The 11,628-nt window shown below is 69.2% G+C and carries 12 protein-coding genes; 7 read left to right on the top strand and 5 right to left on the bottom strand.

Annotated elements, in window-relative coordinates; genetic code table 11:
- Nucleotides 1-5: 5 nt before the first annotated feature.
- Both FV560_RS14480 and FV560_RS14475 read right to left on the bottom strand, forming a co-directional pair.
- Nucleotides 6-1,622 carry a carboxyl transferase domain-containing protein gene (locus FV560_RS14480; RefSeq protein ID WP_159622256.1) on the bottom strand — a complete coding sequence of 539 codons (1,617 nt, stop codon included), beginning with the start codon at nt 1,620-1,622 and terminating at the stop codon, nt 6-8.
- 82 nt (nt 1,623-1,704) lie between these two features.
- On the bottom strand, nt 1,705-2,394 hold the full coding sequence (locus FV560_RS14475; RefSeq protein ID WP_159622255.1) for a GNAT family N-acetyltransferase: 690 nt from the start codon (nt 2,392-2,394) through the stop codon (nt 1,705-1,707).
- A 168-nt stretch (nt 2,395-2,562) separates the two neighbouring features.
- Here FV560_RS14475 and FV560_RS14470 point away from each other — a divergent pair, with 168 nt between their 5' ends.
- The gene (locus FV560_RS14470; RefSeq protein WP_159622254.1) at nt 2,563-3,339 is read left to right on the top strand and encodes a glycerophosphodiester phosphodiesterase; all 777 of its coding nucleotides are present in this window, start codon (nt 2,563-2,565) and stop codon (nt 3,337-3,339) included.
- 50 nt (nt 3,340-3,389) lie between these two features.
- On the opposite strand, the gene FV560_RS14465 is transcribed toward FV560_RS14470, so the two are convergent.
- Nucleotides 3,390-4,145, bottom strand: a complete 756-nt coding sequence (locus tag FV560_RS14465) for an SDR family oxidoreductase (RefSeq protein WP_235020141.1) — start codon at nt 4,143-4,145, stop codon at nt 3,390-3,392.
- 31 nt (nt 4,146-4,176) lie between these two features.
- Complete coding sequence (locus tag FV560_RS14460; protein ID WP_159622252.1) at nt 4,177-4,899, bottom strand: hypothetical protein; 723 nt, start codon at nt 4,897-4,899, stop codon at nt 4,177-4,179.
- A gap of 150 nt (nt 4,900-5,049) precedes the next feature.
- Here FV560_RS14460 and FV560_RS14455 point away from each other — a divergent pair, with 150 nt between their 5' ends.
- From FV560_RS14455 to FV560_RS14430, 6 genes are all read left to right on the top strand, one after another.
- Nucleotides 5,050-5,556: an RNA polymerase sigma factor gene (locus tag FV560_RS14455; protein WP_159622251.1), complete on the top strand. Its 507-nt coding sequence runs from the start codon at nt 5,050-5,052 to the stop codon at nt 5,554-5,556.
- Complete coding sequence (locus FV560_RS14450) at nt 5,553-6,368, top strand: hypothetical protein (protein ID WP_159622250.1); 816 nt, start codon at nt 5,553-5,555, stop codon at nt 6,366-6,368. Before FV560_RS14455 ends, FV560_RS14450 begins: the two co-directional genes overlap by 4 nt.
- A gap of 134 nt (nt 6,369-6,502) precedes the next feature.
- A complete protein-coding gene (locus tag FV560_RS14445) occupies nt 6,503-7,528 on the top strand; it encodes a putative F420-0 ABC transporter substrate-binding protein (protein WP_159622249.1) in 1,026 nt (341 codons plus the stop codon).
- Nucleotides 7,529-7,674: 146 nt separating this feature from the next.
- Nucleotides 7,675-8,703: a putative F420-0 ABC transporter permease subunit gene (locus FV560_RS14440; protein ID WP_159622291.1), complete on the top strand. Its 1,029-nt coding sequence runs from the start codon at nt 7,675-7,677 to the stop codon at nt 8,701-8,703.
- Nucleotides 8,700-9,494 (top strand): ABC transporter ATP-binding protein, encoded by a 795-nt coding sequence (locus FV560_RS14435; protein WP_159622248.1) that lies wholly within the window; start codon nt 8,700-8,702, stop codon nt 9,492-9,494. Before FV560_RS14440 ends, FV560_RS14435 begins: the two co-directional genes overlap by 4 nt.
- A gap of 49 nt (nt 9,495-9,543) precedes the next feature.
- Complete coding sequence (locus FV560_RS14430; protein WP_159622247.1) at nt 9,544-10,803, top strand: phospholipase D-like domain-containing protein; 1,260 nt, start codon at nt 9,544-9,546, stop codon at nt 10,801-10,803.
- Here FV560_RS14430 and FV560_RS14425 read toward each other — a convergent pair whose 3' ends face one another.
- Entirely contained in the window at nt 10,804-11,586 is a 783-nt protein-coding gene (locus tag FV560_RS14425; RefSeq protein ID WP_159622246.1) for a hypothetical protein, read from the bottom strand. It lies immediately after the preceding gene.
- Nucleotides 11,587-11,628 lie beyond the last annotated feature (42 nt).

Genomic DNA, 11,628 nt, shown 5'->3' with positions numbered 1-11,628 from the left:
TCCCTTCACATCCGGAACATGCCGAAGCGAGATTCGGACAGATCGGGCAGCGGCGCACGCGAGCACACGTCCAGGGCAAGCCCGAGCACGGTGCGAGTCTGGGCGGGGTCGATGATGCCGTCGTCCCACAGCCGCGCGGTGGCGTAGTACGGGTTGCCCTGACGCTCGTACTGTTCACGGATCGGTGCCTCGAACGCCTCCCGCTCGTGGGCGGGCCAGTCCTCGCCGCGGGAAGCGGCCTGGTCGGCGCGCACCGTCCCCAGTACGGCGGCGGCCTGACGTCCGCCCATCACCGAGATCCGCGCCCCGGGCCACATCCACAGGAACCGGGGCCCGTAGGCACGTCCGCACATGGAATAGTTGCCGGCACCGAAGGATCCGCCGGTGATCACGGTCAGTTTCGGTACCCGGGTGGTGGCCACGGCGGTGACCATCTTCGCGCCGTGTTTAGCGATACCGCCCGCTTCGGCCTCGCGGCCCACGAGGAAGCCCGAGATGTTCTGCAGGAACAGCAGCGGGATGCCGCGCTGGTCGCACAGCTCGATGAAGTGGGCGCCCTTGAGTGCCGACTCGCTCAGCAGCACGCCGTCATTGGCCACGATGCCCACCCGATGACCGTGGATGCGGGCGAAGCCGGTCACGAGGGTGGTGCCGTAGGTGGCCTTGAACTCCCGCAGTTCGGAGCCGTCCACGAGACGGGCGATGACCTCGCGTGGGTCGCTGGCCGCCTGCAGGTCGGTGGGCGCCACCCCGTAGATCTCTTCGGCCCGCACTGCGGGTTCTCGCGGTGGTGCGACGTCCCACACCCGCGGTGGCGGTGGCGGCAGGGTGGCGACGATGTCGCGCAGGATCCGCAGGGCGTGGGCGTCGTCGTCAGCCAGGTGGTCCACCACCCCGGAGGTGCGGGCGTGCAGTTCCCCGCCGCCGAGTTCCTCAGCCGTCACCTCCTCACCGATCGCCGCCTTCACCAGCGGTGGGCCGCCGAGGAAGATGGTGCCCTGGCCGCGGACGATCACGGTCTCGTCGCTCATGGCGGGCACATAGGCGCCGCCGGCGGTGCAGGACCCGAGCACGGCGGCCAGCTGCGGGATCCCGGCGGCGGACATGCGGGCCTGGTTGGCGAAGATGCGCCCGAAGTGCTGCTCATCGGGAAAGACCTCGTCCTGCATCGGCAGGTAGGCGCCGCCCGAGTCCACGAGGTACAGGCACGGGAGCCGGTTCTCCAGGGCGATCTGCTGGGCGCGCAGGTGCTTCTTGACCGTGAGTGGGTAGTAGGTGCCGCCCTTGACGGTGGCGTCGTTGGCGATCACGAGCACTTGCCTGCCGTGGACCATGCCGATGCCGGCGACCACTCCGGCAGCCGGGCATTCACCGTCGTAGAGATCCCAGGCCGCCAGTGGCGCGATCTCCAGGAACGGGCTGCCGGGGTCGAGCAGGGTGGTGATCCGATCCCGCGGCAGCAGCTTGCCCCGGTCGGTGTGCCGCTGCCGAGACCGCTCCGGCCCCCCGCGGGCTACCGTGGCGAGCCGTTCGGTCAGCTCGGCCGCAAGGGCGCGCTGGGTCGCGTCATTGGCGGTGAACTCCGAGCTCGCCGGGTCTGCGGCGCTGGCCAGAATCGTCATCGACTCTCCTTTGTGCTGCGGGGGTCGCCCGCAGCCTCAGGATGCCACGGCCGACCTCAGTCCACCGCGTGAGAACGGCAGTTCAGGTGAGGTGCAGGAAGTCCCGGAGGGCGTCCAGTCCCTCGTACGTCACCTCATCCGGGTGGAGTTCGGGGTGGGCGACCCGGTGCGCTTCCCAGTCCGCCCGGTCGAGGCGGTAGGCACGGTGCTCGACGGCGGCTCCTTCCCGGACCTCGCGGCTGCACCCGTTCTCGCGGTACCCGAGCCGCCGGGACACGCCGTTCGAGGCGGCGTTGTCCACCCACGCCTCGGTGCGCGCGACATCCGCGCCGAAGCCGTCGAAGGCCAGGTGCAGCACCAGCGCGCGCATCCGGGTGCCGATCCCCTGCCCCTGGTGTTCCCGGCCCAGCCAGGAGCCGGTGCCGAGCACACGAGTGGTCGGCACATCCGTCCCACCGACCGCCTGGATCCCGACCGGAGCACCCCGATGCAGCACCGCCAGCTCCAACCCCCAGGCATCCGGTCTCATCTGCGCCCGTGCCTGCCACTGGTAACGCAGCACACTGCGCGCGACCTCCTCCGGCGTGCCCCGGGTCCAGGGCACCATGAACGGCATCGCCCCCGGTGCGTGCACGCCGCGAGAGGCGAGCTCGGCCAGGTCCACGAGGAGTTCGTCGTCGAGGTAGCGCAGTTCCAGATCACCGGCATGCACCCGCAGACCGGCGGGTGGCCAGAGCACAGTCTGCGCAGGGCGTGGAGGGACGGCGTCCATCCGCAGACCGTATCGACCTCACCACGTCCGGTCACCGGATTTCCGGTTCGGGCCTGGTCGCTTCGGTCCGCGACTGTTCGCGCCACGTTCACCCGGTCGGCACCCGGCCGATCTACCCTGTCGAGGTGGGCCGCGCTCTCGCGGTCGCCGACGAGGAGGGTATCCAGCGTGAAGATCTACGCCCACCGGGGTGCCAGTGCAGAACTGCCGGAGAACACCCTCGCCGCGTTCTCCCGGGCGCTGGAACTCGGGGTGGAGGGCGTCGAGCTGGACGTGCACCTGAGCGCCGACGGGGTGCCGGTGGTGATTCACGACGACACGCTGGACCGGACCACCTCAGTCACCGGACCTGTGGGGGCTCGCAGTGAGGCGGAGCTGGCACGGGTGGACGCCGGTGGCGGGGAGCATGTGCCGACTCTGGACGAAGTGCTGGACCTCGTCGGGTCGGCGGCCGTGGTCAATGTCGAGATCAAGGATCCGACCGCGATCGATGCCGTAGCCACCGTGACGGCGCACCACCCGCAGGTGCACTGGTTCGCCTCCGGAGGGCACTGGCAGGCGCTCGCCCGCCTGACCGACCTGGTGCCGGGTCTGGCGGCGTACCCGCTGAGCCTCGGGCATGAGGGGAACGAGTCCGAGCTGCTCGCTCAGGTCCGTGCTCACCGACCGGAGGCGGAGGCCACCGTGGCCGAGATGCTGGAACGGGTCGGGACGTTGGAGGACGCCGTCGCCTTCGCGCTGCGTACAGGCTCAGGCGGGGTGTCGGTGTGGGAGCGCAACCTGACGGCGGGCGATGTGCAGACGATCCGGTCCCGCGGGCTCGAGGCGTGGGTGTGGACCGTGAACGACCCGGACCGGATGGGCGAGATCGCTGACCTGGGAGCGGATGCGCTGTGCACCGACGACCCGGCGACCGCACTGCGGGTGCTGGCAAGGGATCACTGAGGTGGCCGAGCGCTGACACCTCAGAGCAAGCGTGTTCAGAGCGGGCGTTCTCAGAGCCCGGTGTGCCGGGCTACCTGCGTGCTGGAGGCCTGTGCCACCGGGCGGATCGTCATGGAGTCGATGTTCACGTGCCGCGGCCGGGTGAGGGTCCAGGCGATGGCATCGGCGATGTCGTCGGCCGTGAGCGGATTCTCCACACCCTCGTAGACGGCGTCGGCTGCACCGGCGTCACCGAGGCGGTTGAGGGAGAACTCCTCGGTCCTGACCATGCCGGGCGCGATCTCGATCACCCGGATCGGTTCGCCGTTGAGCTCGAGCCGGAGGGTGTTGGCGATGATCCGTTCGGCGTGCTTGGCGGCCACGTACCCGCCACCGCCCGGGTAGGTGTCATGCGCAGCGGTGGAAGTCAGCACGAGCACGTCTCCCCCGCCGTCAGCCCGCAGTGCCGGCAACAGTGCCTGCGTCACCCGCAGCGTGGAGAGCACGTTGATACGGTACATCTCCTCCCAGTCGGCTACGTCGCCGCGTTCGACCGGATCTACCCCTCGAGCTCCGCCGGCGTTGTTCACCAAAGCTGTCAGGGGACCACCTGCGGCCACCGTGGCCGCCAGGCGGGCGACGTCGTCAGCGTCGGTGAGATCGGCAGTCACGTACTCGCAGCCGGTCTCCTCGGCCAGCGCCTGCAGGCGATCCTCACGCCGGGCAGTCGCCACGACGGCGTAGCCCCGACTGCGTAGCTCGGCCACCGTGGCGGCCCCGATTCCGGTGGACGCGCCGGTCACGACGGCGCGTGGCTGTGTGCTCACGTGCCCATGGTGGCATGTACGAGGGTCATCCTCAGAGCGTGTCGCAGACTGTGCCCCAGTTGGTGTGTCCGAAGGTGGTCTTGCGCCAGAAGGCACCTGAGTAGTGGCCATAGCCGGCATAGGCGGAGATGCTGTGGGTCTCGCCGTAGGAGTAGGTGTAGGAACCACCCGTGGCGATCGTGCTGCCGGTGCCACACCCTGAGGAGGACGACCGCTGGTAGAGCCGCACGAAGCCCTTCGGGCTCGACGACCCGTAGTACGTGAACGAGGACGTCACGTAACTACCGGACCGGGTGAGGCAGATCGTCCCTGGCCCGGAGGTCGAGGCGCAGGCGGAGGCGAGCGCAGCGGTTGCGTCCGTGGTGCGGTTCTGCAGCCGGGGTGTCTGTGCCAGGCTCGCAGTGGTGGTGCAGTCCTCCGATCGCTCCACGATCGGGATCGTCAACCCCGCAGGAGCACCCTGCCCCTCTGGCACAGTGGTGTCCCTGATGTCGATCGATACCAGCTCACACCCGCGCTCAGCCGAGTCTGCTGCCCAGTCCGTGGTGCTGACCTCGTCTTCCAGTGCTGTTGCCCACGCGAGCCACTCAGCATCGGTCGACTCGACCCCAGGTACCTCCTGGGCGTCCACCGCGGGTGTGTGCTCCTCGGCCGTGGCCTGCGATCCGGTCGCGATGACCGAACTGGCCACGAGCGCGACCCCGGCGACGGCGACGGTCAGGGCACGCGTTCTGCTTGTGGTCGATGACTGCACGGGGATGCCTCCGAGTGATGGATGGGGCGGAGGCGATCCGGTCAACCTTGCGGCCACCTCCCAGCGTGATCTGATCGTGACACAAAACTCGTGTGTAATCACCCCCCAGGTGCCGGACATATCTAGGTGTAAGGGACGGGGAGGAGGCGGATGAAGGCCGGCCCGGAGGGACGGTTCGAGGCTCTCTACTGGGAGCATCACCGGGAGTTGCTGGCCTTCATCCGCCGCCGCACCGAGACGGAAGCCGAGGACGTCGTGGCCGAGACGTTCGTGGTGGCATGGCGTCGACTTGACGACGTGCCGGACAACGCGCGGCCGTGGCTATTCGGCGTCGCACGCAACGTGCTGCGCAATCACCTCCGGGCGCAGAACCGTCAGACCCTGCTGAAAGTACGGATCGACGAACAACCGGAGGAGGATCAGCCCGATCTGGCCACCGCCATCGCCGACCGGCACGATCTGGCGGCAGCCTGGAACCGGCTCACCGGCGCCGAGCAGGAAGTCATCTCGCTGGTCGCGTGGGACGAGCTGAGCAACGACGAAGCAGCCACCGTGCTGGGATGCACCAAGTCCACATTCGCGGTGCGCCTGTTCCGGGCCAGACGCCGCCTGCTGCACCTGCTCAACCGGACGACGCACTCCAGGGGGACGACATGAGTGAGAAGTCGACGCTGCTGCGCGCTGTCGGCGCGCTGAAACCGCCCACACCCGAAACTACCGAGGGGGCTTCTCACGCGCTCTTGGACCGGGTGAACGCACGGATCGCGAAGGGCGTGACAACGGCCGAGGAAGCGCGCAGGCTCACCCCGTACCAGCCGCCTGCAGCCACCCGCCGCATCCTCGCTGGAGCGGCCGCAGCTGGCCTGATCGCCGTCGGAGCCATCACCCTCAGCGACGACAACACGCCCACGGCGCACGCGGACTGGTCACCGGTGCCGACCGAGCTACGGCCCGCAGAGATGGACGAGATCACCAACATCTGTCCAGCCCAGTTCTTCGGTACACCAGGTGGTGAGGATCCGCCCGAGGTAACGCCAGTCCTCGCCGAACGACGCGGTGAGTTTCAGGTCCTTCTCTCGGCATCCGAGGAGGGCGCATACCAGTACTGCATATTGCTGCCCGATCCCGAGTTCGACTCGGGGTACCGCCCGCACATCGAAAGCTACGACCCGGGTCCGAGCGCCCAGATCTGGCCATCCGACGACGATGGTTTGTATACGGCTCAGACGGGAACACCGTGGCAGCCATCACCTGACCACGGTCCGATGACAGTGTTCCTCGGCACCGTGGGCAACAACGTCGAGGCCGTCGAGCTCAACACCGAGAACGGTAGCTTCGCCCAAGCCAGCGTGATGGACGGCTGGTTCCTGGTCTGGTTCCCAGACGCAGTGCAGCTCAGTGATACGGCCACTGTCACCACAGACGATGGTGACGAGCTCGAGGTCACGATCGAACGTCCAGGTGACTGACCGCCGTCGGCGGGCACCGCGCTAGACTGCCCGGTACGGACACCCCGGGACTGACTTGTCCCGGGTCGACCGGCCCGATCTGGCCGGAGGGTCCCGCGCACCATCTGACCTCTGCCTGCCCAGGAGTCCCTGCCGTGCCGTCGACCCGATCCGCACTCGCGTGCGTCCCCCTCGTCCTTGCCCTTGCCGCCTGCTCACCGGACGCCTCCGCCGGCGGCCCTGAGCCTGACGAGTCCACCGGTTCCAGCGCCACCTCCGCTGACGTCAGCACCTACCCCGTCACGGTGGACAACTGCGGCTCCGAAGTCACCGTGACTGAGGCGCCAGAGCGGATCGTGACGATCAAGTCGACCTCCACGGAGATGGTCCTCGCCCTCGGCCTGGGAGACCGCCTCGTCGGCACTGCATTCTCCGATGGTCCCCTCCCCGAGAACCTGACCGAGGCGGGCGCCGACGTTCCGATCCTGGCCGAGCGGGCGCCGTCCGAAGAGGTGGTGCTGGAGACCGAACCGGACTTCGTGTTCGCCGGCTGGGAGTCGAACTTCTCCGCCGACGGCGCCGGTGAGCGAGCCGACCTGCAGCAGCTCGGTATCGCCACCTATGTCTCCCCCGCCGCCTGCCAGGAGCCCGAGTATCAGCCCAACCCGCTCACCTTCGAGGACGTCTTCGCCTCGATCACCGAGGCCGGAGACCTGCTCGGCGCCCCCGACGCAGCCGCCGATCTGGTGGCCGACCAGCAAACCCAGCTCGACCAGATCGAGGCCTCCGACGCCGGTCTCACCGCACTGTGGTACTCCTCCGGCTCGGATACTCCCTTCGTCGGCGCCGGGATCGGTGCCCCGCAGCTGCTGATGGAGACCGCCGGGCTCACCAACATCATGGCCGGAACCGAGGAGACCTGGACCTCCGCCTCGTGGGAGGCGATCGCCGATGCGAACCCCGACGTGATCGTGCTCGTGGACTCCGCCTGGAACACCGCCGACCACAAGATCGAGGTGCTCGAGTCCACCCCAACCACTGCCGTGCTGCCAGCAGTCCAGGAGGAGCGCTACCTGATCGTGCCGTTCCCGGCCAGTGAGGCCGGGATGCGCAGCGTCGGTGCCGCGGCAGACCTCGCCGCTCAACTGGCCGAGCTGGAACAGGCGATGGCGGGCGCGTGACCAGCCCCGGCACCACCAGGACGGACCGGCGAACCTCCGAGGATCGCCGGTCCGCCCCAGTGCGCGAGGAGGGGGTGGCGCCAGCCCTCGCTGCCCCGGCGCCCACGGATACCCGACCGCCTACGCCCACCCCGGGACGCGGAAGCCTGGGCCTGTGGATCCTGCTCGGGCTCGGCCTGTTGCTGGGGTCGGTGCTGATCGCGCTGACCATCGGCCCGGCCGCAATCACTCCGGCCGACGTGCTCGGCAGCGCCTGGCACCACAGCCTCACCTGGCTCGCCGAGCGCGGTGTCCCGATCACCCCGGCCGAGAACCCGCTCACCACCATCCGCGACGCGATCGTGTGGCAGGGGCGCGCCCCCCGGCTGCTCACCGCGACCTGCGTCGGCGCGGGCCTGGCGCTGTGCGGTGCGGTGATGCAGGCGATCACCCGCAACCCGCTGGCCGATCCGTATCTGCTCGGGGTCTCCTCCGGAGCCGCGCTCGGTGCTGTGGCAGTGCTGCTGCTGGGCGTCGCCATCGCCCTGCCCATCGCCGCCTTCGCCGGCGCGCTCCTCGCCCTCGGCGCCACACTCGCCCTGGCCGGGATCGGTGGCCGGCTCACGCCTGCGCGCACCATCCTGGCCGGGATCGCCGTGGCCCAGGCCTGCTCGGCGCTGGTCTCCTTCGTGATCTTCTCCACCGCCCAGGGTGACTCCTACCGGGAGATCATCAACTGGCTGATGGGATCCCTCGCCGCGGCCGCCTGGACGTCCGTGGCCATCTCAGGGGCCGCCGTCGTGATCATCGGAGCGCTGGTGCTCGCGCACGGGCGCAGCCTGGACGCCTTCGCCTTCGGCGACACGGCAGCCACCTCTCTCGGCGTGCACGTGCCGCGCACCCGATGGCTGCTGCTGACCCTGACGGCGTTGCTCACCGGTGCCCTGGTGAGCGTCAGCGGATCGATCGGCTTCGTGGGCCTGGTGCTGCCGCACGTGGTGCGCCTGCTGGTGGGCGCGCGGCACGTGCGGTTGCTGCCGCTGGCCGCGCTGGGCGGAGCCATCTTCCTCGTGTGGGCCGATACCGGGGCGCGAACGATCTTCGAACCCTCCGAAGTCCCCGTGGGCATCCTCACGGCCGCGATCGGGGCGCCGGTGTTCGCCTGGCTGCTGCTACGCAACCGGGGAGCCTCATGAGCGCCCCACCGGAGATCGAGGTCGCGGACCTGACGGCCGAGGGTCTGGGCTACCGGGTCGAGTCCGCCGAGCTGCTGCGGGAGGTCTCGCTGAGCCTGCGCGCCGGTGAGGTGACCGGGATCCTCGGTCCGAACGGGTCCGGGAAGTCCACGCTGCTGCGGGTGCTGATCGGTGCCCTCCCCCCGAGCGCCGGGCTGCTGCGCCTGGACGGCACCGACGCCCGCGAGCTCAGCCGCCGCACCCGGGCACAGGCGATGGCGTTCGTGGAGCAGGAGGCCCACGCCGAGATCACCCTCAGCGCGCGCGACGTGGTGCTGCTGGGCCGGATCCCCCACCGCGGGCCGTTCGGCGGCGACTCCCCGGCGGATCTCGCCCTGGCGCAGGAGTGCCTGACCCGGTCGGGGGCGGCCCAGCTCGCCGATCGGGACTTCGCCACTCTCTCCGGTGGTGAGCGCCAACGCGTCCAGCTCGCCCGGGCGCTCGCACAGCAGCCGCGACTGCTGCTGCTGGACGAACCGACCAATCACCTCGACGTCGCCGCACAGCTGGCGATGCTCGCGCTCGTCCGTGAGGTGGCCGACGCCGGCACCGGTGTGCTGATGGCCCTGCACGATCTCGCCCACGCTGCCCACGCCTGCGACCAGGTACTCGTACTGCATCAGGGGGAGGTGGCCGCAGCCGGTGCGCCGGCGGACGTGCTCACCCCCGACCTCATCGCCCGGGTGTATGGGGTGCGGGCAGAGTGGGTGACCGGGCGCACCGGCCGGACGCTGCTCTTCACTGCGCTCTGAGCGCGAGCCCGCCCGACACCGAGCGCGCCCAGGCAGGTACGGTGAGGCCATGTCGAGGGTGGGTGAGACGATCCGTCGGGGTCGGCGCATGCTGGCCTGGTGGCTCGCAGCGGCGACGATTCTGCACGGGACGGCCGTCGCCGTCGTGATGACGGTGGACAGGTTGCGCAAGCGACGGGACCCACCGGGTGGGGAGTTCCCGCGTACCCCGCCGAAGACCATGCCGGTCTCCGACGATGACGAGGTCACGGTCTACACCTTCGGTCAGCATGTCTATGACGCGATGCTGGAGTCGATCCGCGGCGCTGAGCAGACGGTGTACTTCGAGACCTTCATCTGGAAGGCGGACGAGGTCGGTCAGGAGTTCAAGGACGAACTCATCGCCGCCGCGCGTCGCGGAGTCGACGTGTACGTCGTCGTCGACTCCTGGGGCAACCTGGTGGTCGACCCGCGGTTCAAGAGACTCCCGGACCTGCCCACGCTGCACGTGCTCTGGTTCCCGTTCTTCCGCCCAGGGCTGCTGACGATGAACATACGCAAGACGGGCCGCGATCACCGCAAGCTGCTCATCGTCGACAGCGCCGTCGGGTACGTCGGCGGCTACAACATCGGCTCCCTGTACGCCACCCAGTGGCGCGACACCCACGCGCGCCTCGCGGGTCCGTCGGTGTGGGAGCTCGAGGACTCCTTCGTCGACTTCTGGAACGAGCACCGCAAGAAGCGCCACCCGAAGCTGCCCGATCGCGGCGCCCGCGCCTGGGAGGCCCGCATCCGCGGCGCGGAGAACGCTCCGAGCCGGATGCTGTTCCCTATCCGGGCGCTCTACCTGCAGGCCATGGACCGCGCCCAGCACCACATCTACATCACCCAGGCCTACTTCATCCCGGACCGCGAGATCCTCAACGCCCTCGTCAACGCTGCTCAGCGCGGCGTCACGGTGAGGGTGCTCGTTCCGAAGGTCTCCAACCACGTGATCGCCGACTGGGCTGCCCGCACCTACTACGCCACGTTGCTGGAAGCGGGTGTGGAGCTGTGGCTCTTCCGCGGCGCGATGGTCCACGCCAAGACGATGACGGTGGACGGGCGCTGGTCCACGATCGGCACGGCGAACATCGACCGGATGTCGATGACGGGCAACTTCGAGGTCAACCTCGAGATCTTCGACGACGGCACCGCCGAGCACATGGAGCAGGTCTTCGACACGGATCTGACGAATGCCCAGCGCCTCACGCTGAAGCAGTGGAACCAGCGGCGGACGATCACCCGCGCGCTGGAGCAACTGATCAAACCCTTCGGCCCGCTGCTGTAATCAACGACGGTCCTCGGGATCCTTCGCCTTCTTGCGGACCCGGTTGGTCCAGGCTGCCGCCAACCGGCCGGCGGCGCCCTGCTTTCCACGCCCGAGATAGGTGACCTCGTCCTTGTCCGGACCGCCGGGGACACGCTTGGGTAGTGAGGCCGAGGCGACGATCCAGGTGGGCAGCTTCAGCGCCCGGGCCACAGCCTTGATCCGTTCGGACTCGTTCGTGGACTCGCCCAGCTCTTCCTCGAGCAAGTCGGCGAGTGCTACGGACGTGTCCTTGCCGGCGTCACCGTCAGCGGGACCTCCCACCTGGCACAGCTCCAGCAGCCCTGCTGCGATCTCCTCACCGTCGAGCTCGCTGAAGGCGTCGCCGGACATGACGGGTTCACCGAACTCGTCCAGGGTGATCTCGGCCTCCGGCACCTCCCCCTCGGGCGGGTTGCTGTCGTAGCGCACGCGCTCACCGTCACTGTCGTAGCCGAACAGGCGCAGCCGTCTCTCCCGGTCCACCTCGGCAGCGAGCACTACTGCCTGCAACTGCCCTGCCGCATCTCGCGCCAGGGCATCGATCGTGCGCTTCCTGGAGGCGACGGCGCCGCGTGCGTTGGCGGCGATCACCAGGACCCATCGGGATTCCTGCGGCCCCACCCAGCCGGTGAACCCGAGCTCACCGAGCGCGGTCAGCACGCGCTCACGATCCGCCGCCACGTACAGGCCCGCATAACTCAATCTGCTGGGCTCGTCCGGATCAGTCATGCCGCCCACGGCGACGGGAGGAATCATGCTCATGCGCCTATTGTCCCGCGTCCACGGAGCAGCGCACCTGTGACG

The sequence above is a fragment of the Ruania rhizosphaerae genome (assembly GCF_009805705.1).
Taxonomy (GTDB): domain Bacteria; phylum Actinomycetota; class Actinomycetes; order Actinomycetales; family Beutenbergiaceae; genus Ruania; species Ruania rhizosphaerae.
Note: the sequence above shows the minus strand (reverse complement) of the source record. Positions and strands in the feature narration are given on the sequence as shown.